The sequence below is a fragment of the Thalassovita sp. genome (assembly GCF_034670005.1).
GTDB lineage: Bacteria > Pseudomonadota > Alphaproteobacteria > Rhodobacterales > Rhodobacteraceae > Thalassobius.
Genome location: NZ_JAXMOH010000006.1, coordinates 50,923 through 74,739, shown reverse-complemented (window position 1 = coordinate 74,739; position 23,817 = coordinate 50,923). Strand labels below are relative to the sequence as shown.

Below are 23,817 nucleotides of genomic sequence, written 5' to 3'. Positions count from 1 at the left end.
AATCTGAATATGTTTGTGATGGACTGCCCGCGACGCAGAACAGGGAGTCGTGGCCATGGAATTGCTCGACATCGTTGAACGAATTGGAGAAGCGCCGACTGCCGCCGTGATGGGGCTGGCCACTGGCGTGGTTTTCGGGGTTGCGGCGCAGCGATCGCGGTTTTGCCTGCGCGCGGCGACGGTGGAATTTGCCCGGGGCCACATGAATGACAAGGTGGCGGTGTGGTTGCTGACCTTTTCCACGGCGGTGGTCTGGGTTCAGGCGGCGCAGCTATTGGGGCTGATGCGGGCCGAAGACGCGAGGATGATGGCGGTACCGGGCAGCTGGTCCGGCGCGATCATCGGCGGGCTTCTGTTCGGCGTCGGTATGGTTCTGGCCAAGGGGTGTTCCGGGCGGCTGCTGGTTCTGGCGGCGACCGGAAACCTGCGATCACTGGTTTCGGGACTGATTTTCGCCGTGGTGGCGCAGATGAGCCTGCAGGGCATCCTGTCGGGTTGGCGCGATAAGCTGGCGGCGATCTGGATCACCGAAGGCGGGCGCAACATGGACCTGCTGGCCTTTTTCGGGGTACCGAAATGGGGCGGGCTGGCGTTGGGCATTGCGATTGCGTTGCTGGCGCTGGAACTGTCGCGGCGCAACCGGATCGGGATTTCACGTCTGGTCTTTGCCTCGGGCGTCGGGTTTTCCGTCGCATTGGGCTGGGTTCTGACCTTTGGGTTGAGCCAGGTCGCGTTTGACCCGGTACAAATCGAAAGCGCCACCTTTACCGGACCGTCGGCCCATACGCTGATGTTTTTCCTGGAACGCAACGCGGTGCTGGAATTCGATGTCGGGCTGGTGCCGGGCGTGTTCGTGGGGTCGTTTCTGGCCTCGTTCCTGATGGGCGAATTCAAAATGCAGGGTTTTGACGGCCCCTCGACCATGCGCCGGGCGATGATCGGCGCGGTGTTGATGGGGTTTGGCGGCATGTTGGCGGGCGGCTGCGCCATTGGCGCAGGCGTTACCGGCGGGTCGATCTTTGCCGGCACCGCCTGGTGTGCGCTGTTCTTCATGTGGGTGGGAGCAATGGCCACCGATATCCTGCTGGATCAGCCCTCTTTGCGGCTGGCGACCAGATAATCGGCGACTTCGGCCGCGATCCGTGGCGCCTGTAATGCGATTTCCCTGAGCTGACCATTCGGCACCGGGTGATAGGAACAAAACCACAGGCCCGGCGCCAGTTGCCGGGCCGATGCATGCGGACAGCCCGCGTCATCCAATACCCCCGGCAAGTCCCCGAAAAGCGGGCGCAGATCGACCCGGTAGCCGGTCGCCATCAGGATCGCGTCATAGTCGGCCGAACTGCCATCGGTGAAGGTGACGGTCGCGCCGTCGATCCTGTCGAGCCCGGGGCGGGATTTTATTTTACCCGCTTTCATCAATGCCAAAGTGCCCAGATCAATCAGCGGAATGCGCCCGTCTTCACGGATCTGGGTGATCGGCCCCTTGGGGGATTTGCGCAGCCCGTATTGGCGGTAATCGCCGATTTTCAGCTTCAGCACCGGGGCGGTGATCCGGTCGGCCCAGCGATAGGGCAGGATTTTCTGCAATAGTTCGAAATTGCCGATGGGCAGGCCAAACAGTTCCTTGGGCAGCAGGTTAACCGCGCTGCGCACCACCAGATCGACCTGACGGCCATCCTCGGCCAGATCAATCGCGATCTCGCCACCGGAATTGCCAAACCCCACCACCAGAACCCGCTGTCCCGGCAGGTCGGCAGGGCGCCGGTAATCGCGGGTGTGCAGGATCGGGCCGGGGAACGTCGCCAGCCCCGGCCAGTCACCCCATTTGGGGCATTCGGAAATGCCTGTGGCAGGGATCAGAACCTTTGTGTCGATCTGCGCCCCATCGGCCAGCGTCACCCGCCAGCCCCGTTCGATAGGGTCTGCGCGGGTCACTTCGGCGTTCAACTGTGGCGACAGGGCGAAATGGTCGGCGTAGTCCTCCAGATAGGCGACCACCTGATCACGCGGAACATAGCGCGGCGCATCGTCGGGAAAGCGCCGCATTGGCAGGTGCGAGCGTTTCTTGTCGGTGTGCAGGTGCAGCCGGTCATAATGCCGCCGCCAGGCGCTGCCGATGCTGTTTTCCTTGTCCAGAATGACAGGCGTGACGCCCATTGCCCTGAGGCTGGCGGCCAGCGCCAGCCCGGCCGGACCTGCCCCGATCACAATAGCCTGTTCCATAAACGCTTCCTCCTGTCCCGGAGGCAGTATTTCAGTAAAAGCTCTGCGGGTCGATATCGACCGTCAGGCGCATCTGGTTCGGAAGCTTGAACTGTGCGATCCAACGCGCCAGCGCCGCTTGCAACGGCGCGGATTTGTCCGCCTTGATCAGCAGCCGCACCCGGTGCCGCCCGCGAATACGGGCAATCGGTGCCGGCGCCGGGCCGAATACCTGTGCCCCGATCTGGCGCAACGGCGCGTTGCGCCGGGCCATATCGGTGCCGAGGTCGAACACCGCCTGCGGATCCGGGGAACTGAGGATGATCCCGGCCATGCGGCCAAAGGGCGGCACCCCGGCATGGCGGCGTTCTTCGGCCTCGGCGCGCCAGAACCCTTCTTCGTCACCGGCCAGAATGGCGCGGATCACCGGGTGTTCGGGCTGATAGGTCTGCAACAAAGCTGTGCCTTTACGTTCGGCCCGCCCGGCCCGGCCTGCGACCTGACGCATGAGCTGAAAGGTACGTTCGGCGGCGCGCAGATCCGATCCCTGCAACCCGAGATCGGCATCGATCACCCCGACCAGCGTCAGCAGCGGGAAATTATGCCCTTTGGCGACCAGTTGGGTGCCGATGATGATATCGGCAGCCCCTTCGGCGATTTCCGCGATCTGGGCTTTCAGAGCCCGCGCGGTGCCGAACATGTCAGAACTGAGCGTCACGACCCGGGCGTCGGGGAACAGTTTCACCGCTTCTTCGGTCAGACGTTCCACGCCCGGGCCAACCGGGGCCAGACGGCCTTCGGCATCGCAATGGGGGCATTTTTCCGGCATCGGTTTGGTTTCACCGCATTGATGGCAGACCAGCCGTTTGAGGAACCGGTGTTCCACCATCCGCGCGTCGCAGTGATCACAGGCGATCTGATGGCCGCAGGCCCGGCAGATCGTCACCGGCGCATAGCCGCGCCGGTTGATGAATAACAGTGACTGTTCACCCTTTTCGACCCGCGCCTGAACCGCCCGTTGCAGCGTGTCCGAAATCCAGCGGTCCGACGGCAATTGTTCGCCGCGCATGTCGATCGCCTTCATTTCCGGCATCACCGAAGCGCCGAAGCGGCTGGTCAGGGTCAGCTTGTCATATTTGCCCGCTTCGGCGTTGGTCCAGCTTTCCAAAGACGGCGTCGCCGAGGCCAGAATCACCCGCGCATCGCACAGGCTGGCGCGCAGAACCGCCATGTCGCGGGCATTATACAGAACGCCGTCTTCCTGTTTGTAGGAATTATCATGTTCCTCATCGACCACGATCAGGCCAAGGTTTTGAAACGGCAGGAACAGGGCCGAGCGCGCCCCGATCACCATCTGTGCCCCGCCCTGCCCGACCATTTTCCAGATCCGGCGGCGTTCGGTCATGGTGACGCCGGAATGCCATTCGGCAGGTTTGGTGCCGAACCGGGCCTCGACCCGTGTCAGGAATTCCGCCGTCAGCGCGATTTCGGGCAGCAGCACCAGCGCCTGACGGCCCTGACGCAGGCATTCGGCCACGGCTTCGAGATAGACCTCGGTCTTGCCTGACCCGGTGACACCGCGCAGCAGCGTGGTGCCATAGCGCCCGGTTTGCATCGCTGCGCGCAACGATGCGGCAGACTCGGCCTGATCCTCGGTCAGGTCCTTGCCGCCATATTCGGGATCCATCACCGGGAACGGCAAATCGCGCGGCCGGTCCTGTTCCAGCACCGCACCCTGTTTGACCAACCCTTTGACCACGCTGGTGGAAACGCCTGCCATTTCGGCCAGTTCCCTCAACGTGAAAGCCAACCCGCCGTAATCGTGCAACACCTCGATCACCCGTGTGCGGGCGTCGGTTTTCCGATCCGGTTCGCCACTGCCCAAACGATAGATTTTCTGCATCGACGGCGGATCGCCCAGACCCGGTGCGCGGGTGGCCAGCCGCAACATGGCGGGCATCGGGGTGAGGGTGTAATCGGCGGCGCGGGTCAGGAAAGCGCGCATTTCCTCGCGCATCGGGGCGACATCCAGCACCCGGATCACCGAGCGGATCTTTGAGCGGTCATAATCGCCCTTGCCCGCGCCCCAGACCACGCCCAGCACCTTGCGCGGGCCCAGCGGCACCTCGACAAAGGCCCCGCGCCAACAGCCGCCTTCGGGCGCTTTGTAATCCAGAATACGGTCCAGCGGCTGGGTCGTCAGCACACCGACAAGATCGCCCTGATCAAAGAAATCCTGCTGCGTCACGGGTCGCCTTTTTTGGGTTTCGGGTTCAGCCTCTATGGGGTAAAGCCAAGCCGAGCAAAGTCCAACCCATTCGAGGCCCCGAGATGAAATTCTTTGTAGATACCGCCGAATTCGACGCCATCGCCGAGCTGCACGAGTTGGGCATGGTCGATGGTGTGACCACCAACCCGTCGCTGATCAAGAAATCCGGCCGCGACATTCTGGAAGTGACCAAGCAAATCTGCGATCTGGTCGACGGCCCGGTATCGGCAGAAGTGACCGCGACCGATGCCGAAACGATGATCAGCGAAGGCCGCAAGCTGGCCGGGATCGCCGAAAACATCGCCATCAAGGTGCCGCTGACCTGGGACGGGCTGAAAGCGTGCAAAGTGCTGAGCGATGACGGCAACATGGTCAACGTGACGCTGTGTTTCAGCGCCAATCAGGCGCTGCTGGCGGCCAAGGCGGGCGCCACATTCATCAGCCCCTTCATCGGCCGGATGGACGATATCGGGCTGGACGGAATGGAACTGATCGAAGATATCCGCACCGTCTATGACAATTACGGCTTCGAAACCCAGATCCTTGCCGCCTCGATCCGGTCGGTGAACCACGTGCTGGATTGCGCCCGGATCGGCGCGGATGTGATGACCGCGCCGCCTGCGGTGATCAAATCGCTGGTCAACCACCCGCTGACCGACAAGGGATTGGCGACCTTCCTGGCCGATATCGACGCGGCCGGTATCAAGATCCTGTAAATCGCCAGTCTTAGCGAATGATGCGGGGCGCGCCGGATGGCGCGCCTTTTTCATGCCGGCGGTTGTAACCGGCAGAAACCCGCGCGAGGTTATCCACAAGGAACGACCAGTTTAACGCTTTGTATTTGTGGTATTTCACAAAGATTTCCACAAAACGGGCCCTGGAAGGCCCGGCCGTGACAGCCAATTTCTGAGTTTTCCTGTGAAAAACATGAAGAAAATCGAAGAACCATCTGTTACTGTTAGGCAAAAAATGAATGATGGACCGATGAGCAAGCCTAAGATCAACGACAAGCTGCGCGAACAGATCATTTCGCAGCCCGATGTTATCCTTGACGATCAAGACCTTATGCATGCCCTGATCGCTGCGAATGAACGCGCGATGGGCGGCAATATCGTCGATCTGCGCGGCATCGCGATGGAACGGCTCGAATCCCGGCTCGACCGGCTGGAAGACACCCATCGCAGCGTGATCGCCGCCGCCTATGAAAACCTGGCCGGCACCAACCAGGTCAACCGCGCCATTCTGCGCATGCTGGACCCGATGGAATTCGAAGTTTTCCTGCGTGATCTGGCCGGGCCGGTGGCCGATATTCTGCGGGTCGATTGCATCAAGCTGGTGCTTGAATCGGTGCAAAATGATGAAGAACCGGCGGTGCAGCGGTTGGGCGATGTATTATCGGTGGCTGAACCCGGTTTCATCGCCGATTATCTGACTCAGGGCCGCAATATCCCGCTGCGTCAGGTCACGTTGCGGCAGATTCAGGATGGCGCACCGGAAATCTATGGCGACAAGGCCGACTGGATGCGGTCCGAAGCCTGCCTGAAACTGGATTTCGGCGCGGGCCGTTTGCCCGGCATGTTGGTGCTTGGGGCCGAAGATCCGCATCAGTTCAGCCCGCAACAGGGCACCGACCTGCTGGCGTTTTTCGCCGCTGTTTTCGAACGCTCGATGCGCCGCTGGCTGTCATGAGCCTGATCTCTCCGGCTGCGCGGGATGCCCTGCAACGGTGGCTGGAGGGACAAAAAGCGCTGAACGACGCGTCGGATCATACCATCGCGGCCTATTCCCGAGATGTCAGCGGTTTCCTGACCTTCATGACCGGCCACAAGGGCCAGATCCAAGGGTTGACGCCGCTGTCGCAGATCACCGTATCGGATATGCGCGCCTGGATGGCCTTTACCCGGTCGGGCAAGGTCGGGTCGCGGTCTTTGGCGCGCAAACTGTCGGCGGTAAAGAGTTTTTATCGCTGGCTGGCAGAACGCGAAGGGTTCGAACCGACCGCGGTTCTGTCCACAAGAATGCCGAAATTCACCGCCAAACTGCCCCGGCCGCTGGACGAGGATGCCGCGCGCGACATGATCGACACGGTCGAAATTCAGGCGAAGGAAGATTGGGTTGCAGCCCGTGATATGGCGGTTGTGACTCTGCTTTATGGTTGCGGGTTGCGGATTTCCGAGGCGCTGGGGCTTAAGGGGCGGGATGTGCCGCTGACCGAAAGCCTGCGGATTCTCGGCAAGGGCAATAAGGAACGCTTGGTGCCGGTTTTACCCGCCGCTCAGGCGGCGGTCGCACGATATGTCCGGTTATGCCCTTACCCGCTGGACCCGGATACCGCGCTGTTTCGCGGCGTGCGCGGCGGCGCGTTGAGCCCGCGTATCATCCAGAAGGTGATGGAACAGGCACGGATGCAGCTGGGCCTGCCCGCCACGGCCACGCCGCACGCGATGCGGCACAGTTTTGCAACCCATCTGATGAATGCTGGCGGCGATCTGCGGGCGATCCAGGAACTGCTGGGCCACGCGTCATTGTCGACGACCCAAGCCTATACCGCGGTGGACTTGACCCGTATCATAGAGGTATATGACAGAACCCATCCGAAAGCAGGCTAAGCAGAGAAACAGGGATCTGTAATGGTTATTACAAATGAACTCAAAGCTTTATCTGTTCACCTGCTGACCGCGACCGGGGCCGTTTTCGCCATGCTGGCGATGTTGGCCGCCGTGGACGGCAAATGGAGCCTGATGTTTCTGTGGCTGGTCGTGGCCTTTGCCGTGGACGGGGTCGACGGGCCGCTGGCACGGCGGTATCACGTCAAACACTACGCTGCTCAATTCGATGGCGTGCTGCTGGACCTGATCATTGATTACCTGACCTATGTGTTCATTCCGGCCTTTGCGCTGTTCAAATCCGACCTGTTGCCGGGGTGGACCGGTTGGTTCGCGATCATCGTCATCACCTTTGCCAGCGCGATGTATTTCGCCGACACGAGGATGAAGACCAAGGACAATTCCTTTTCCGGCTTTCCCGGTTGCTGGAACATGCTGGTGATCGTGATGTTCGCGCTGACCCCGAATTTTTGGGTGATCCTGTCGCTTGTCACCGTATTGGCGGTGGGGATGTTCGTGCCGCTGAAATTCATTCACCCGGTGCGGACCGAACGCTGGCGGGTGGTGTCACTGCCGGTCGCGCTGGCCTGGACGCTGTTTGCAGGCTGGGCCGCCTGGGTCGATTTCCACCCCGACAGCTGGGCGCATTGGGGTCTTGTGGCGACCTCTGTCTACCTGATGCTGGTCGGTATCGTACAGCAAATGACGCCGGAAAAACGGTCAGCTTGAGTTATCCACATATTGTACTAATTAGACAATAAATGTGGTAATTTCTGTGGATAAGTCATCGAAAATACATCTTATGTGACTATTTGAAATCGAATTGCTTTGCCGCGGCTGGACGATAAGTCAAGTTGCTTCGCCACGGCGAAACAACGCTGAGATACAGTAAGTTATCCACAAATCATCACATTTGGGCAATTTTGGCAGCTTATTACGTGGATAACTCTAATACATAATCGAATATTTTACATTACTTCGGGTTTGGGGATCAAATCAGCAGTCCCGCAGCGCCTTCGTGCCTGAGCAGCCAGACTTTGGTTTCCACCCCGCCGCGACCGGAAAACCCGCCCAGACCCTGAGCGCCCAACACCCGGTGGCAGGGGATCAGGATCGGGATCGGATTGCCGCCACAGCCCTGCCCGACCGCTTGTGCCGGGACTTGCAAATCTCTTGCCAAGTCGCCGTAGGTTCTTGTTCCTCCGAACGGAATCGCGGCGATGGCGGCACAGACACGGCGCTGGAAATCCGATCCTCCGACTCGCAAGGACAGATCGAATTCGGTCCGGTCGCCGCTGAAATATTCGACCAGTTGTTGCGCGGCCTTGTCCAAAAGTGGCGAGTGATCCGCATAGGCCCCGCCCCAGTCGAGGCCGGTGAGAGCACCGTTTTCTTCGGTCAGGGAAACGGCGCCAGTTGGAGTTTCAACAGTCAGCCGTAACATCATGACACTCCATATAAAAACGACCCCAAACCGGGTTTGGGGCCGCTATCGTCGTTCAGCTCAGCGCTTCATCGCACCGTTTACACGTGCCCGGATGGGCATGAGAGCCGACATCGGGCAGGATTTTCCAGCACCTCTGACATTTCTCGCCATCGGCTTTTTCGAACACTACGCCGATACCTTCGATTTCCGGCAGGCGGAACGCTTCGGACGGCAGAGGGTCACCGGTCAACAGGATATCCGAAGTGATGCAGATATCGTCGAAATTGACCGATTTCAGCGCGACCAGCGTGTCGGCATCGCGGACATGCACAACAGGCGCGGCTTCGAGCGACGCCCCAATCACCTTGTCGGTGCGTTGCAGTTCCAACGCGGCGGTGACGACACGGCGGGCCTGACGCACCTGCGCCCATTTCGACGCCAGCGGCTCGTTCAGCCAATCGGCAGGGGTTTCAGGGATATCGACCAGATGGATCGAGCTGTCCGCGCCCGGGAACCGTTCGAGCCAGACCTCTTCCATGGTGAAGACCAGGATCGGGGCCAGCCAGGTGGTCAGCCGGTGGAACAGGATGTCCAGCACGGTCCGCGCGGCGCGGCGGCGGGCGGTGTCGCCATCGCAATAGAGCGCGTCCTTGCGGATGTCGAAATAGAACGCCGACAGGTCCACCGTGGCAAAGTTGAACACTGCTGAAAACACGCCCTGGAAATCATAGGACTGATACCCGTTGCGCACCCTGTGGTCGAGTTCCGCCAGACGGTGCAGCACCCATTGTTCCAGTTCGGGCATATCGGCCGGATCGACCCGGTCGGCGTCGCTGAAGTCATTCAGCGCCCCAAGCATGAAGCGCAGCGTATTGCGCAACCGGCGATAGCTGTCGGCAACGCCTTTGAGGATCTCCGGGCCGATCCGCTGATCGGCGGTGTAATCGGTCTGGGCCACCCACAGGCGCAGAATATCGGCGCCGTATTGCTGCACGACCTTTTCGGGCACGATGGTATTGCCAAGCGATTTGGACATCTTGTTGCCCTTCTCGTCCAGCGTGAAACCATGCGTCACCACGTTGCGATAGGGCGCGCGCCCCTTGGTGCCACAAGCCTGCAACAACGACGAATGGAACCAGCCGCGATGCTGATCGGTGCCTTCCATATAGACATCCGCGATACCGTCCGCGGTGCCATCGGGACGGTCGCGCAACACGAAGGCATGGGTCGATCCGGAATCGAACCACACGTCGAGCACATCAAACACCTGATCATAGGCGTCCGGGTCGACGATCCCGCCAAGGAAGCGTTCCTTGGCGCCCTCGACATACCAGACATCCGCGCCATCGGCCTCGAACGCCTCGGAAATGCGGGCATTCACCGCGTCATTGCGCAGCAGGAAATCGGGATCGGTCGGCAGCACGCCCTTCTTGGTGAAACAAGTCAGCGGCACGCCCCAGGCGCGTTGCCGGCTCAACACCCAGTCGGGGCGGGTTTCGATCATCGAATACAGTCGGTTACGCCCGGTTTGCGGGGTGAATTTCACCAATTGGTCGATTGAGGTCAGCGCCCGTTCACGGATGGTGTCGCCATAGCTGCCCTGACCGTCGTCGATCTTGCGGTCGATGGCAGCGAACCATTGCGGCGTGTTGCGGAAAACGATCGGGGCCTTGGACCGCCAGCTATGCGGATAGCTGTGAGTGACGCGACCACGGGCGATGATACCGCCCGCTTCGATCAGTTTGTCGATGACGGCGGCGTTGGCCTTGTCTTCCTTGCCCTTGTGGTTGAACACCTTGAGCCCGGCAAAGAACGGCACATGCGGCAGGAATTCGCTTTCCTCGCCGACATTGTGGGTCATCCGGTCCAGCCAGCCCCGCTTGACGAAACAGTCATAGTCATCCGCGCCGTGGCTCGGCGCGGTATGCACGAAACCGGTCCCGGCATCGTCGGTGACGTGATCGCCGTCGATCATCGGCACGTCGTAATCCCAGAACCCGTTCGCGCCATCAAGGCCCGCGAACGGGTGCGACATGACCAGCCCATCCAGTTCCTCGGGCGCGACGTCACGCAGCCGTGTCCACATGCTGTCTTCCAGCCGCGCCTTGACCAGAACATCCTCGGCCAGCGCATCGGCCAGCAGGTATTTATCCCCAACCTTGCACCAGCATTCGTCAGGCGTAGCGGTGACCTCGTAAAGCCCGTAGGCGATCTTGGGATTATAAGCGACGGCCTTGTTCGACGGGATGGTCCAGGGCGTGGTGGTCCAGATCACCGCCTTGACACCTTGCAGGTCTCCGGTGCCGTTTTGCGCTGTGAATGGCACCCAGATCGTGTGGCTTTTGTGATCGTGATATTCGATCTCGGCCTCGGCCAGCGCGGTCTTTTCCACCGGCGACCACATCACGGGTTTCGACCCCTGATACAGCGTGCCGTTCATCAGGAATTTCATGAATTCCTCTGCGATCACCGCCTCGGCGTGATAATCCATCGTCAGGTAGGGGTCGGCCCAATTGCCGGTGATGCCCAGACGTTTGAATTCATCGCGCTGGATATCGACCCATTCGGCGGCAAAGGCACGGCATTCGCGGCGGAATTCCACCACGTCGACGGCGTCCTTGTCCTTGCCCTTGGCGCGATACTGTTCCTCGATCTTCCATTCGATCGGCAACCCGTGACAATCCCAGCCCGGCACGTAACGCGCATCAAACCCCATCATCTGATGGCTGCGCACGATCATGTCCTTGATCGTCTTGTTCAGCGCGTGACCGATATGCAGGTGGCCGTTGGCATAGGGCGGACCGTCATGCAGGGTAAAAGGCTGTCGGCTGCCATCCTTGGCCTTGTCGCGCAGACGGTCGTAAACGCCGATTTCGGCCCAGCGGTCAAGCCAGCCGGGTTCGCGCTTGGGCAGGCCCGCCCGCATCGGGAAATCGGTCTGCGGCAGGTTCAGGGTGGATTTGTAATCGGGGGTCTCGGGTGTATCGGCGCACATTTCGGGCGTCCTTCAGGATATAGTCGTCTGTCAGGGTTCAGGGGCGGCGCGGGATGCCATACGCCTTGTCCCGGCGGCTCGTCTCAGATCAGAGCGCCGGGCAAATAATTCGAATGATAATGGCCATAGTCTGCCTCATGACCGGCTTTATAGGCCCCTGCGCGGGCAGCGTCCAGTGGCGGAAACGCGGCGCTTTGGCCCTTTCGCGGTCACGCGGGATTGCGCTAAACTATGCCCGAATTCCGGAGTATTGATGATGACAGCCCTTCCCCCGCGTTTCGACGTGACCCGCCATGACATCGAAAGGGTAGTGGCAAGCTTCTACGCGCTGGTGCGTCAGCATCCCGGGCTGGGCCCGGTTTTCGCCGCCCATGTGACCGACTGGCCCGCGCATGAGGAAAAGATCGCCGCCTTCTGGGCCAATGCGATCCTGCACGAACGCGGCTATGACGGCAATCCGGTGCGGGTTCACCGCGATGCCGGCAATGTCCGCCCCGGCATGTTCGAAATCTGGCTGGCCTTGTTCGACCTGACCCTACGGACCGAACTGCGCCCCGATCAGGCCGCCGCATGGTCGGCAATGGCCCATAAAATAGGGGCCAGCCTGCGCGCCAGCGTGGTAGAAAAGATGCAAGGCCCCGGCGGGGTGCCGATCCTGCGCTAGCGTCGCCCGGACCGCGCGCGCCGACCGCCTCCGGCGGGAGTATTTGACCCAAGAAGAAACCGCTTCTTCTTTTCACAAATATCCCGGGGGTGAATGGACCAAAGGTCCAGAGGCGGCTGCGCGCCCTATTTGGAAAACAGTCCCGACAGCGCGCCCGACACAATTGCCGACACGCTGGGCCGTTTCTGCCGCGAAAACGGCAGCGGCCGGCAAACCTCCATCGCGGCCACCCCGACCCGGGCGGTCAGCGCACCGTTGACCACGCCTTCGCCGAACCGGCGCGACAGTTTCGACAACAACCCGCCACCGGCCAGCGATCCCAGCATATCGTCGCCCACCGCCACCGCGCCGGTGGCCACCAGATGCGCCATCACCGCCCGCATCAACCGCCAGCTGCCCAAGGCGCCAGACCTGCCACCATAGATTTCGGCCACCCGCCGGATCATCCTAAGGTTTGACGTCAGCGCCGCTGCCACATCGGCCAGGGCCAGCGGCACCAGCGCCGTCACCGTCGCCACCTGGCGCGCCGCCGCCTGCACCTCGGCCTGCGCGGCCTTGTCGAGCGGGGCCAGCAATTCGGATTCGGTCAGATCCAGCAGCGCCGAGGCGTCAAACTGGTCCCCCTGCCGGTCGATAAACCGGTCGCGCGCCCAGTCCAGTTCAGCCCGCCCGCGATAAAGCCGCATCACGCCATCACTGACCTGCCGCGCCTTGGCCAGATCATCCTCGGCCAGCGCTTCGCTGGCCTGTTTGTGTAGCCCGTCAATCCGCGACAGCCGCGAAAACGCCGCCAATTCGCGGATCACCGCAACCGCCACCGCCAGCACCAGAGCACCCCCCAGCACAGCCACGGCCATGCCGAGCACCGGCGTCCGCGCGATCAGCCCGGTGACGAAATCCCACGCCGCCACCGACACCACCGCACCGATGAAAGCCAGTGCCAGCCCCCAGATCCAGCGCCCCAGCCTGGATGGCCGCCGACCGGCCACCGCGATCGCCGATTGCATCGCCGCCGTTCGCGGCAGGCCCTCATCGCTCACCGGCGGGGCGATGTCAGGCCCCGGGGCGTCGGGGGCGTGTTCCAGATCAATCAGGATCGGTCCCTTGGTCATTTGGCGGTCTCCTTGCGCCAGGTCAGTTGCAGATCGGGCAGGGTTTCATCATTACGCGCGCCGTCGCTGCGGCCGGTTTCCACAAACCCTTCGCGGGCATAGAAACGCTGCGCCCCGGTATTGGCCTGAAACACCCACAGCTGCAGCGCATCGCATTGCGCCTTGGCGCGGTTCAGCAGCCGCCTGCCAATGCCCTGACCGGTGTGACCGGATTGCAGGTAAAGCGCGCAGATCTCCTCGCCATCGCGAGCCAGAAAGCCGACCACGCGCCCCGCGCATTCGGCCACCGTGACCCAGCCGCGGTCGATCATCGTGCCGCAGAACCCGATGGTTTCAGCCTGCGAATAAAGATCGGGCAGCCAGTCGGTGGTGCTGTTGAAACGATACAGGATCGCCCCCGCCTGCCCGGCATCCAGCGGCCCGGCGGCGCGCAGTGTGACAGTCACAGCCGATCCCCGATCAGGAACTGCGCCGCCCGGTCGAGCCGGATATGCGGCGGGCCTTCGCCGGGTTTCAGGCTCAAGACGGCGGGGGCGAAATTCATCACCTCGTAATCGGCACCAAGCCAGCTTTCCGCGCCCTTGCGCGCGGGCGCCAGCAACTGTGCCGGATCTGTCGGCAGATCGCCGGGATAAAACGCGGCCCGCTTGCCGGTATCCAGCAACCGGCCGCGCACGCAATCAAGCCGCCGGCCGTCATGGGTCAGGGTTTCTTCGGTAGTGGCCCGCAGCGATGCGAGGGCCAAAGCCTGCGTTTCGGCCCCGGCGAAATCCGCCCGTGTGCGCGCGTCGCGCAACAACGCCTCCATGATCGCGGTCAGGCGCGCGTGCTGGGAATGATGCAGATGGTCGGATTTGGTGGCGGCAAACAGGATTTTTTCCACCCGCTTGGCCCCCAGAAGCCGGGCCAGGAACGCCGTCCGCCCGGGCCGGAACGCCGACAGGATGTCGGCCATGGCAAGCCGAAGGTCCTCGACCGCGCGGGGACCGGAATGGATCGCGCCCAGCGCGTCGACCAGAACCACCTGGCGGTCGATCCGGGCAAAATGATCGCGGAAAAACGGTTTCACCACCTGCGCCTTGTAGGCGTCGAACCGGCGCTGCATCTCGCGCTGCAACGACCCGCGCGGCGCGTTGGCCAGCGCAGGCAGTGGAGCAAAGGTCAGAACCGGCGACCCGGCCAGATCGCCGGGCAGCAGGAACCGCCCCGGGGTGCAGTCGGAAAACCCCTCGATCCGGGCCTTTTGCAGATAGTCGGTATAGGCCTGCGCCAATCGCTGTGCTTGGCCCTCGTCATGGCTGGCGGTCCCGTCGACCGCGCCAAGCAACCCAAGATAGCCCTGCGCCGAAGCCCGCCCGGCGATCCGCCCCAGCATGTTGCCGGACCAGTCCGCATAGCTTTTATCCATCAAGCCAAGATCGAGCAGCCATTCGCCGGGATAATCAACGATATCCAGATGCACCGTGCGCGGCCCCTGCAACCCTGACAGCAATCCCCGCGGCCGCACCCGCAGGGACAGCCGCAATTCGGAAATGGTGCGGGTGCTGTCGGGCCAATGCGGCTCCGGCCCGGTCAGAGCGGCCAGATGGGATTCAAATTCAAACCGGGGCACGGTATCGTCGGGTTGTGGTTGCAGGAAGGCCGCCTCGATCCGGCCATCGGCGGCGGCGACCAGTTGCGGCATCCGGCCGCGATCCATCAGGTTGGCGATCAGCGAGGTGATAAACACCGTCTTGCCAGAGCGCGCCAGCCCGGTCACGCCCAGCCGGATCACCGGCTCGAACAGGGTTTCCGATATGGTATCGCTGACCGCCTCGACCTGCCGGGTCAGGCTGTCCGCCAATGTGGTGATGACCAAGGGTCCGCCTTTCATGTCTCGCCTCGCCCCCAACATAAGCACAAGCCGGGCCCGGCAAAACCACTTGTGTTTCTTCTTGGAAAAAATACTCGAAATTCCCGGCCGCTTCCCAAATGCGTAAATTTGCTTTATGGGCGCGCCATGCCCAGATTTGCCCTTCATATCGAATATCACGGCGCCCCTTTTGTCGGTTGGCAGCGCCAGACCGATCAACCCTCGGTGCAGGGTGCGATCGAGGCCGCGCTGGCGCGGCTGGAACCGGGGCCGCACAACATCGCGGCGGCCGGACGGACCGATGCGGGCGTGCATGCGATCGCACAGGTGGCGCATTGCGATCTGGCAAAAGACTGGGATTCGTTCCGGCTGTCGCAGGCGCTGAATTACCATCTCAAACCGCAACCGGTGGCGATCCGGGCGGCGGCCCGGGTCGATGACGATTGGCACGCGCGGTTTTCGGCGCGAGAGCGGCGCTATGTGTTCCGGCTGCTGATGCGGCGGGCCCCGGCCACCCATGATGCCGGACTGGTCTGGCAGGTGCCGCAGCAACTCGATGCCGATGCGATGCGGCAGGGGGCCGCCCATCTCATCGGCAAGCACGATTTCACCACGTTCCGATCGACGATCTGCCAGGCCGCCAGCCCGGTCAAGACGCTCGACGAACTGCGGATTGAAGAGGTCGACGGCTGGTCCGGCCCCGAGCTGCGGTTTTTCCTGCGGGCGCGGTCCTTCCTGCACAATCAGGTGCGCAGCTTTGTCGGCACCTTGGAAAGGGTCGGAACCGGGTCCTGGGCCCCCGAAGATGTGCGCGACGCTCTGGCCGCGCGTGACCGCGCCGCCTGTGGTCCGGTCTGTCCGCCGCAGGGTTTGTATCTGGCCGGGGTCGGCTATCCCGACGACCCGTTCGCGGATCAGCCGGTGAAGCGGCCCGGATCATAGGGCACCATGTCGATATTGGGGCGTTTCCCGGCGATCATCTGCGCCAGCAATTGACCGGTTTTCGCCCCGCCAGTCAGCCCAACATGCTGATGGCCAAAGCCCAGATAGACACCGCGCAGATCCGGCACCGCGCCGATCACCGGCAGGGAATCGGTCAAGGTGGGGCGATAGCCCATCCATTCGGTGACTTGGTCCCAACGCAGATCGGGCATTGCGGTTTTCAGTTGCTTCATCAACAGCTTGAACGGCGCCCGCGACGGGCCGGCGGTCAGCCCGCCGAATTCCACGATCCCGGCCAGCCGCAACCGGCCTTCCATCGGGGTGATCACGAAGGACCCTGTCGTCATCATCACCGGCGAGCGGGGCATCACCGAGGGGTTCCACAGCTCGATATGATAGCCGCGTTCGGTTTCCAGCGGCATCTTCAGCCCCAGGGCTTTGGACATCGGTCCCGACCAGGCGCCGGTGGCGATCAGCACGGCGTCGCCGCGCAGGTCGCCGGTGCTGCTGTGCACCCCGACGACCCTGCCACCGTCGCGGATCAGCCCGGTCACGTCGGCGATGACCATTTGCCCGCCCTGCGCCTCCACATGGGTGGCGAGGTCCTTCACATACTGGCCGGGATCGGCGATCCGGCCGTGATTGGGCATCGCCGCGCCGAACCCCATCGTGTCGCCGAAGGCCGGATCGTAGGCGCGCAGGGCGTCGCCTTCATATTCGACCGGCGCAAAGCCGTAGTCGCGGTTGAACTGCCATTCGTAGGCATCGGCCAGATAGTCGCGGCGCGACCGGTACAGATAGACGAAATCGGCCTCCGATATCCATTTCTCGGCCCCGGTCCCTGCGGCCAGCGCCCGGTGATCGGCCAGGCTGTCGCCGACAATCGGATAAAGCGCCTTTGCCGTGCGCCGCACGTCGCGGTCGTTGGCATGGGACAGGTAGCGCGCCAGCCAGGGCAGCATCCGGGGCAGGTAGGACCAGCGCAGGAACAGCGGGCTGTCGGGGTCCAGCACCATGCGCGGGGCCTTGCGCCACAGCCCCGGCGTCGTCACCGGCACCACCGAGGCCGAGGCCAGCACGCCGCCATTGCCGAAAGAGGCACCTTCGGCAGGACCGGCCCGGTCAAGCAGCACGACCTGATGGCCCTCGCGTTGCAGCCAGACCGCGGCGGCGACACCGATGATGCCTGCGCCGACAATGATCACCCGTTTGGATTGTTCCGCCATCTCAAAGCCTTTCCGATTCCGCACCGACATTAGTTGGGAAAACTCCGTTGCGAAATGGCGGAAAAGCGTCCCAGCACGCGGGTTTGGCACGCGACTTGCCTAATATTCTGTGCAGCAACGGATGTTACGCGTGTGGCCCCGGCGGTTCTGGGACTTGCGACCGGTCTCGCTACTTGCTCTCTCCTAAGCGAGAGACCGGTCGTCAGGAAACCGCCCGGCGTCATACGCGTCATCCACTGCTTTTCAGTCGAATTTGGAACGGAAACCAAGGGGTTCCTTGGTCCAGGCCTGCACATTGCCGGGCAAGCACTGTTTGTGACGGAAATTCTCCTTAAAATGCCGGATGTATCTGATCGGAAAGTTTCGACTCCCTTTATTCGGGCAATAACGGCATTTCATCCTCAACACCGTCATTTCAGCGATTGCCGCGCCAGACCGCGCCTTCTACCACGAAGGTTGATCCCAAACAGCGGCCCAACGGGCCGGAAAAGCATGGAAACCCGATGACTGACTACGCCCTCACCGTGAAATGCAAATCCTCCCGCGGCATTGTCGCGGCCATTGCCAATTTCCTGTCCGATAACGGCTGCAACCTGACCGACAGTTCGCAATTCGACGATTCGGAAACCGGCAATTTCTTCATGCGCGTCAGTTTCCGCAGCGAGAAAGGCAAGGAACTGGAGGACCTGTCGGTGTCCTTCCAAAGCGTCGCAGAAGACAAAGGCATGGCCTACGACTTCCACGACGAACACCGCAAGATGAAGGTGGTCATCATGGTATCGCGCTTTGGCCATTGCCTGAACGACCTGCTGTACCGCTGGCGCATCGGGGCATTGCCGATCGACATCGTGGCGGTGATCTCAAATCACATGGAATATCAGAAGGTCGTGGTGAACCACGACATCCCGTTCCATTTCATCAAAGTCACCAAGGACAACAAGGCACAGGCCGAAGCGCAGCAGATGGCGATTGTCGAAGACAGCGGTGCCGAACTGATTGTGCTGGCGCGCTACATGCAGGTTCTGTCGGATGAAATGTGCAAGAAAATGTCCGGCCGGATCATCAACATCCACCATTCCTTCCTGCCCTCTTTCAAGGGGGCGAACCCTTATAAGCAGGCGTTCGAACGCGGTGTTAAGCTGATCGGGGCGACGTCACATTACGTGACCGCCGATCTGGACGAAGGGCCGATCATCGAACAGGACACCGTGCGTGTCACCCATGCCCAAAGCCCGTCCGATTACGTGTCACTGGGCCGCGATGTGGAAAGTCAGGTTCTGTCCCGCGCGATCCACGCCCATATTCATCACCGGGTGTTCCTGAACGGAAACAAGACGGTTGTGTTCCCCGCCTCGCCCGGATCTTACGCATCCGAACGGATGGGGTGAATTTCGGCGCGGGGCTGTTTGCACACCGCCCCGCACACCCCATTTCAAAATCGTTCAGGCGTAGGTTTTCGCCAGCGCCGGATGGTTGAGTACGGCTTTGACCTGTGCCGCAGTCGGCTGAGTGCCGCTGAGGCGCAGGACCGGATGCCGACTGGAGTCGAGCCACTCTTCGTGCCGGGCGCGGTTGCGGCCTGAAAAATCCGGGTCGTCATAGCGCGATGCCCAAGCCATGAAACCGGCATGAATGGCGGCCATATCGCCGCCCGGCTCAATCCGGTCCCCGAACCGGGCCTTTTCGCGGGCTCGCAAACGAGCCAGCCGGATGGCGGTCGGCGCGGAAACGAACACAACCAGATCGAGCCCGTCGAGCAACGGATCGGCCCAGCTGTCGAACGATCCGCTGAGCACCCATCCTTTGGCGCCCAGTGCGCTTTTGAGCAGGCGGACCCGGTCGGTGACGCGGCGCCTTTTGCTGAAGGGTATTTCTGTCGGCAGCCAATAATAATCGTCGATATCGGCCTGTGGTACGTGCAGCGTCGCGGCCAAGGCTTTGCCCAAGGTGCTGACCCCTGCCCCAGAAGCGCCCGTGATATAGACCCGTCGCATCATGCTTTCCCCCGGTCCAATCCTGTGATCCCTTGGGGTTTCAGGCTAATGCTGCAGCTGCGAAATACTCAACTATTTTTTACAGTTTTGCTAATTTTTTGCTGTGAAACACGGAAAAACAACGAAAAATCGCAGGCGATCGGGGGCAGTCATCTTGCAGGTGCAGCATTTTTCAGACCATTGGTCGGGACGATTCGGCGATTCTGTCAATTGCGCTTTCGTTCATCCAACCCCAATCCGCGACCAATGATTTCACGCATGATTTCCGATGTGCCGGCGTAAATCCGGCTGATCCGCGCATCGCTGTAAAGTCGGGAAATTTCATATTCGTCCATGTAGCCAGCACCGCCATGCAGTTGCAGACATTCATCGACCACGCGGCCTTCGACTTCGGAGGTGAACAGCTTGGCCTCGGCGGCCATTTCAGCGCTGAGCTGGCCTTTGAGATGTTCGCGGGCGCAATGATCGGTCAGCGCCCAGGCGGCATCGAGTTCAGTCCGCATCGAGGCCATTTTGAACCGCGAATTCTGATAGGTGCCCACCTGTTTACCGAAAACCCGCCGGTCCATCACGAAATCCATCGTGATCCCGAAGGCGTATTCGGCCCGGGCAACAAATCCCAGCGCGCCCATGATGCGTTCTTCGGCCAGATTCATCATCATTGCCTTGAAACCGCTGGTGGGATCGCCCAGCACGTTTTCCTTTGGCACTTTGACATTGTCAAAAAAGAGCTCGGCCGTGTCCTGGGATTTCAGCCCCATCTTTTTCAGGTTTCGACCGCGTTCAAAGCCGTCCATCCCGTCTTCGACCAGGAAAAGCCCGATTTCATGGCCATCGCCAGTGCGCGCGGCCACCACGACCAACCCCGCCAGCAAACCGTTGGAGATATAGGTTTTCGACCCGTTCAGAAGCCAGTGATCGCCCATGTCCACGGCGCGGGTTTTCACCCCACCCAGATCCGACCCGGTGCCCGGTTCGGTCATCGCGATCGCCAGAACGGTTTCGCCCGACACCACACCGGGCATGAAGCGGTCGCGCTGTTCGTCATTGCCCAGCTTGTGCAGGTAGGGACCGACGATGCGGTTCTGCAACCCGATGAAAAAGCCCGGTTCGCGCGGATTGATTTCTTCGCACAGGATCATGTCATAACGAAAATCATCCAGCCCCAGCCCGCCGTATTTTTCATCCGCATACATGCACAGGAACCCCTGTTCCCCAGCCTTGCGCCACACCTCGCGGCTGACACATCCGGCAGCGCGCCAGTCTTCGATATGCGGGAAAACCTCGGCCTCGGCCCATTTGCGGACCGAATTGCGGAAGATTTCGTGTTCTTCCTCGTAAAGAGATCGTTTCAGCACCGGATACCTCCGCCTGATCATTGCCTGAGACTGTGGAAAAATGGGAGTGGCGGGGCGGTCATAGCCGCCCCGCCGGTCAGATCATCATTCGATGGTCTTGATCAGTTTCCACGATCCGTTTTCAATCGCTGAAACATAGATCGAGGTGGCCGCGACGTGGTTGTCGGCGCTCATTGCGACCGAGTTGCCGGCGATTTCATCGTCATAGCTGAGCCCCTCCATCGCCTTGATGAAACCTTCGCGGGTCAGGTCGGGGCCTGCCGCTTCCAGTCCCTTGACCATCAGCCCGGCCGCAGAACGGCCCAGAAGCGCGCCGGTGCCGGGGAATTTTTCCCCGGTCGCCTCGGTATAGTCTTTCACCCATTTGGCAACTTCGGGATTGCCGATGCGGGCTTCCAGATCCTGCCAACCGGCACCGGCATAGACGCCGCCCATGACACCCTGCGCTGCCAGACCCTTGGCAACAACGGTGTGGAACCCGGCCGAAGACAGCAGGAACCGCAAATCGTCCATGCCCAGTTTATGCGCGGTGGCGATCACGTTGATGACCTGGCTGACCCCAAGGGCCAGGCCGACCGTGTCACAGCCGCCTTCCCTGATCTTGCCAAGCGCACCGGAGAAATCGGTTTCGTCCGGCTTGTGCTTGGTTTCGGTCCCGTAGGACGTGCCCGATGCGGCGGCGCCGTCGATCAGCCCTTGCTGAATTTCCACCCCGAAATCGGTGGGCAGATACATCAGGCAGAAGGTTTTCGACCCCTGTTCATTGGCCATGTATTCGGTGGTCGCCTTGACCGCGTCATAATAGGATGCGGTACCAGCGAATTTCCACGGCGCGGGCGGATCGACCATTTGACGTGCCGCAGACAGCGGACTGACATTGGGAATGCCCTTGGGGCCCATCAGTTTGAACATCGCGATATTATGCGGCGTACCGAGGCTCAACAGCATGGCAAAAACGCCATCGCGATTGATCAACTTGTTGGCGGCCTGCACGGCCTTGGGCACCTGATAGCCATGATCTTCGACGATGTAGTTGATCTTGCGGCCATTGACGCCACCGGCGGCATTCACTTCGTCGAAGTAAAGCTGCGCAGCCTTGACGGCTGGCACCGAAAACGGCGCGAAGATGCCGGAAAGGTCGTGTGCCCCTCCGATTTTGATTTCATCGTCGGTCACGCCCATTTCGGCCTGAACCGCAGGCGCTACCAGCCCCAGAGACAGGGCCGCGGCGGCTGTAATTGCCTTCCAAGTTTTCATTGAACTTCCTCCCATTTGATTTTTATAGCGACTGGCCCGGCCCCTCCCGTGGTCGGATCAGTACATGCTTTCGATCAAGGCGGCATGACGCGTGTTCACGTAGTTCCGCTTGAGTTTCATCGTCGGCGTCAGTTCCTCATCTTCTGCCGTAAGCAGAACGTCGATCAAGCGAAATGTCTTGATCTGTTCAACCTGCGCAAAGGATTGATTGACCTCTTTGACCACATCCCCGATCAGACCGACCACTTCGGGCGCCCGGGTCAGTGACGCGAAATCTGCATATGGGATCTGCCTGTCCTGTGCGAAACGTTCGACATTTTCCTGATCAATCATGATCAGGCAGGTCAGGTATTTGCGCCGGTCGCCGATCACCACCGCATCCGATATGTAGGGCGAAAACTTCAGTTTGCTTTCGATCTCGGCAGGGGTGATGTTTTTGCCCCCCGCCGTGATGATGATGTCTTTCAGCCGTCCGGTGATGGTCATGGCGCCGTGATTGTCCAGCATGCCGACATCGCCGGTTTTCAGCCAGCCGTCATCGGTGAAGGTTTCTTCGGTCTTTTCCGGTTTGTTCCAGTAGCCGTTGAAAATGCCGGGGCCCTTGAGTTGGATTTCCCCGTCCGGCGCGATACGGACCTGAGTGCCCGGCAAGGCTTCGCCGACGGTGCCGACGAAATTGTTGGCAATCGTGTTGACCGTCGCAACGCCTGATGTTTCGGTCATACCGTAGCCTTCCAGCAGATGCACACCGATTGCTTCGAACCAGCGCAGCAGATCGGGCGAAATCGGCGCGGCACCGGTGGTGCAGCGGCGGGTGCGTTGCAGCCCCACCAGATTGCGCAGATTGCGCAGCACCAGCAGATCGGCCAGCGCCAGATTCAGCTGGTCCAGCGGACCCAGGCGTTTGCCCTCTTCCTTGGCCAGGGCTTTCTTCATGCCTGCCGCCACGGCCCAGTCAAACGCCCTTTGGCCAAGCCAGCCAGCTTCGGATCGCATGATGGTGATGCGGCTGTAGATCTTTTCCCAGATCCTTGGCACGCCGGTAAAGGAATGCGGACTGACTTCGCGCAGATTGTCGAACACGGTTTCGGTGCTTTCGGCGAAATTCACCTTGCAACCCGCGAGGATCGGAAATTCCACCGATATCAGCCGTTCCAGCACGTGACAGAGCGGCAGGAAACACAGCAATTCGTCGGTATCGTAGAATTCCAGCGTCTGTTCCCCGGCAAAGCCCTGATAGAGCATGTTGCGATGGGTGATGATCGCGCCCTTGGGCGGGCCGGTGGTGCCGGAGGTATAGATCAACATGCGCGGGTCTTCGGGTTTCACCGATTCCAGCGCGGTTTCGAATTTTTTCGGATTGGCGTCGGCTTCGGCGCGGCCCAGGTCCATCAGATCGTCCCAAAACATCACCAGCGGGTCACTGAACCCGGCCAGCCCGTCGCGATCAAAGACGATGACCTTTTGCAGACCCGGCATCCGGTCGCGCACTTCGAGGAATTTATCGAGCTGTTCGTCGTTTTCCACGAACAGGAACGGCGCGCCGGAATCGTTGACCAGATAGGCCAGCTGTTCGGCGCTGTCGGTTGTATAGACGCCCGAGGGAATGCCGCCCACTGCCGCCACGCCCAGATCGACATAAAGCCATTCGCGGCGATCTTCGGACAAGATTTGTACCGGCTGGCCCTTTTGCAGCCCCATCGCCAGCAGCGCCAGCCCGGCCCATTTGCCGCCCTGATAGTAATCGGTCCAGGAATAGGCCTGCCAAACCCCCAGTTCTTTTTCCCGATGCGCGGTTCTGGCGCCCAGTTCATGGCAGCGCTTGGCCCACAGTTTCACCACCGTGTCGCAGCCGTCCATGGTGATCGGCGCGTCGTCGGGAATGGCCATATCCATTGGCATCTGTGTCAT

Annotated in this window: 20 protein-coding genes; 8 read left to right on the top strand and 12 right to left on the bottom strand. The window is 61.2% G+C overall.

All coding sequences use genetic code 11. The annotated features are described in order from the left end of the window. Positions 1–55: 55 nt before the first annotated feature. Positions 56–1,120, top strand: a complete 1,065-nt coding sequence (locus tag VOI23_RS12100) for a YeeE/YedE family protein (protein ID WP_323785095.1) — start codon at positions 56–58, stop codon at positions 1,118–1,120. On the opposite strand, the gene VOI23_RS12095 is transcribed toward VOI23_RS12100, so the two are convergent. Both VOI23_RS12095 and VOI23_RS12090 read right to left on the bottom strand, forming a co-directional pair. Continuing rightward, positions 1,090–2,226, bottom strand: coding sequence for an NAD(P)/FAD-dependent oxidoreductase (locus tag VOI23_RS12095; RefSeq protein WP_323785094.1), 1,137 nt, complete (start codon positions 2,224–2,226; stop codon positions 1,090–1,092). The two genes, VOI23_RS12100 and VOI23_RS12095, sit on opposite strands and share 31 nt — an antisense overlap. 31 nt (positions 2,227–2,257) lie before the next feature. Further along, entirely contained in the window at positions 2,258–4,453 is a 2,196-nt protein-coding gene (locus VOI23_RS12090; RefSeq protein WP_323785093.1) for a primosomal protein N', read from the bottom strand. Positions 4,454–4,536: 83 nt separating this feature from the next. On the opposite strand from VOI23_RS12090, the gene fsa reads away from it, so the two are divergent. The 4 genes from fsa to VOI23_RS12070 all read left to right on the top strand — a co-directional run bounded on the left by fsa (position 4,537) and on the right by VOI23_RS12070 (position 7,809). Then, positions 4,537–5,190: a fructose-6-phosphate aldolase gene (gene fsa / locus VOI23_RS12085; RefSeq protein WP_323785092.1), complete on the top strand. Its 654-nt coding sequence runs from the start codon at positions 4,537–4,539 to the stop codon at positions 5,188–5,190. A gap of 268 nt (positions 5,191–5,458) precedes the next feature. After that, the gene (locus VOI23_RS12080; protein ID WP_323785091.1) at positions 5,459–6,163 is read left to right on the top strand and encodes a DUF484 family protein; all 705 of its coding nucleotides are present in this window, start codon (positions 5,459–5,461) and stop codon (positions 6,161–6,163) included. After that, the gene (locus tag VOI23_RS12075; protein ID WP_323785089.1) at positions 6,160–7,083 is read left to right on the top strand and encodes a tyrosine recombinase XerC; all 924 of its coding nucleotides are present in this window, start codon (positions 6,160–6,162) and stop codon (positions 7,081–7,083) included. The genes VOI23_RS12080 and VOI23_RS12075 overlap by 4 nt, the downstream gene beginning before the upstream one ends. A 21-nt stretch (positions 7,084–7,104) precedes the next feature. After that, positions 7,105–7,809 carry a CDP-alcohol phosphatidyltransferase family protein gene (locus tag VOI23_RS12070; protein WP_416376528.1) on the top strand — a complete coding sequence of 235 codons (705 nt, stop codon included), beginning with the start codon at positions 7,105–7,107 and terminating at the stop codon, positions 7,807–7,809. 262 nt (positions 7,810–8,071) lie between these two features. On the opposite strand, the gene VOI23_RS12065 is transcribed toward VOI23_RS12070, so the two are convergent. Both VOI23_RS12065 and ileS read right to left on the bottom strand, forming a co-directional pair. Further along, entirely contained in the window at positions 8,072–8,524 is a 453-nt protein-coding gene (locus tag VOI23_RS12065) for a methylated-DNA--[protein]-cysteine S-methyltransferase (protein WP_323785088.1), read from the bottom strand. A 55-nt stretch (positions 8,525–8,579) separates the two neighbouring features. Then, positions 8,580–11,501: an isoleucine--tRNA ligase gene (gene ileS / locus VOI23_RS12060; RefSeq protein ID WP_323785087.1), complete on the bottom strand. Its 2,922-nt coding sequence runs from the start codon at positions 11,499–11,501 to the stop codon at positions 8,580–8,582. Positions 11,502–11,754: 253 nt separating this feature from the next. Between ileS and VOI23_RS12055 the strand changes: the two genes are divergently transcribed. Beyond that, the gene (locus tag VOI23_RS12055; RefSeq protein WP_323785086.1) at positions 11,755–12,165 is read left to right on the top strand and encodes a group III truncated hemoglobin; all 411 of its coding nucleotides are present in this window, start codon (positions 11,755–11,757) and stop codon (positions 12,163–12,165) included. 125 nt (positions 12,166–12,290) lie between these two features. Here the strand turns inward: VOI23_RS12055 and VOI23_RS12050 are convergent, their stop codons facing one another. The 3 genes from VOI23_RS12050 to VOI23_RS12040 are packed head-to-tail and all read right to left on the bottom strand — an operon-like array spanning position 12,291 to position 15,150. Continuing rightward, positions 12,291–13,277, bottom strand: a complete 987-nt coding sequence (locus VOI23_RS12050) for a TIGR01620 family protein (RefSeq protein ID WP_323785084.1) — start codon at positions 13,275–13,277, stop codon at positions 12,291–12,293. Then, positions 13,274–13,723, bottom strand: a complete 450-nt coding sequence (locus VOI23_RS12045; protein WP_323785083.1) for a GNAT family N-acetyltransferase — start codon at positions 13,721–13,723, stop codon at positions 13,274–13,276. Before VOI23_RS12045 ends, VOI23_RS12050 begins: the two co-directional genes overlap by 4 nt. Then, complete coding sequence (locus tag VOI23_RS12040; RefSeq protein ID WP_416376527.1) at positions 13,720–15,150, bottom strand: YcjX family protein; 1,431 nt, start codon at positions 15,148–15,150, stop codon at positions 13,720–13,722. The genes VOI23_RS12045 and VOI23_RS12040 overlap by 4 nt, the downstream gene beginning before the upstream one ends. A 126-nt stretch (positions 15,151–15,276) precedes the next feature. Between VOI23_RS12040 and truA the strand changes: the two genes are divergently transcribed. Next, positions 15,277–16,071, top strand: coding sequence for a tRNA pseudouridine(38-40) synthase TruA (gene truA / locus VOI23_RS12035; RefSeq protein WP_323785082.1), 795 nt, complete (start codon positions 15,277–15,279; stop codon positions 16,069–16,071). Here truA and VOI23_RS12030 read toward each other — a convergent pair. Continuing rightward, positions 16,044–17,297 (bottom strand): NAD(P)/FAD-dependent oxidoreductase, encoded by a 1,254-nt coding sequence (locus VOI23_RS12030; RefSeq protein ID WP_323785081.1) that lies wholly within the window; start codon positions 17,295–17,297, stop codon positions 16,044–16,046. The two genes, truA and VOI23_RS12030, sit on opposite strands and share 28 nt — an antisense overlap. A 503-nt stretch (positions 17,298–17,800) precedes the next feature. Here VOI23_RS12030 and purU point away from each other — a divergent pair. Further along, on the top strand, positions 17,801–18,685 hold the full coding sequence (purU, locus tag VOI23_RS12025) for a formyltetrahydrofolate deformylase (RefSeq protein WP_323785079.1): 885 nt from the start codon (positions 17,801–17,803) through the stop codon (positions 18,683–18,685). A gap of 54 nt (positions 18,686–18,739) precedes the next feature. On the opposite strand, the gene VOI23_RS12020 is transcribed toward purU, so the two are convergent. The 4 genes from VOI23_RS12020 to VOI23_RS12005 all read right to left on the bottom strand — a co-directional run bounded on the left by VOI23_RS12020 (position 18,740) and on the right by VOI23_RS12005 (position 23,817). After that, positions 18,740–19,291, bottom strand: a complete 552-nt coding sequence (locus VOI23_RS12020; RefSeq protein WP_323785078.1) for an adenylate kinase — start codon at positions 19,289–19,291, stop codon at positions 18,740–18,742. Between the two features lie 206 nt (positions 19,292–19,497). Further along, positions 19,498–20,649 (bottom strand): acyl-CoA dehydrogenase family protein, encoded by a 1,152-nt coding sequence (locus VOI23_RS12015; RefSeq protein ID WP_323785077.1) that lies wholly within the window; start codon positions 20,647–20,649, stop codon positions 19,498–19,500. A gap of 84 nt (positions 20,650–20,733) precedes the next feature. Next, positions 20,734–21,906 (bottom strand): ABC transporter substrate-binding protein, encoded by a 1,173-nt coding sequence (locus VOI23_RS12010; RefSeq protein ID WP_323785076.1) that lies wholly within the window; start codon positions 21,904–21,906, stop codon positions 20,734–20,736. Positions 21,907–21,963: 57 nt separating this feature from the next. Next, the gene (locus VOI23_RS12005; protein WP_323785074.1) at positions 21,964–23,817 is read right to left on the bottom strand and encodes a long-chain fatty acid--CoA ligase; all 1,854 of its coding nucleotides are present in this window, start codon (positions 23,815–23,817) and stop codon (positions 21,964–21,966) included.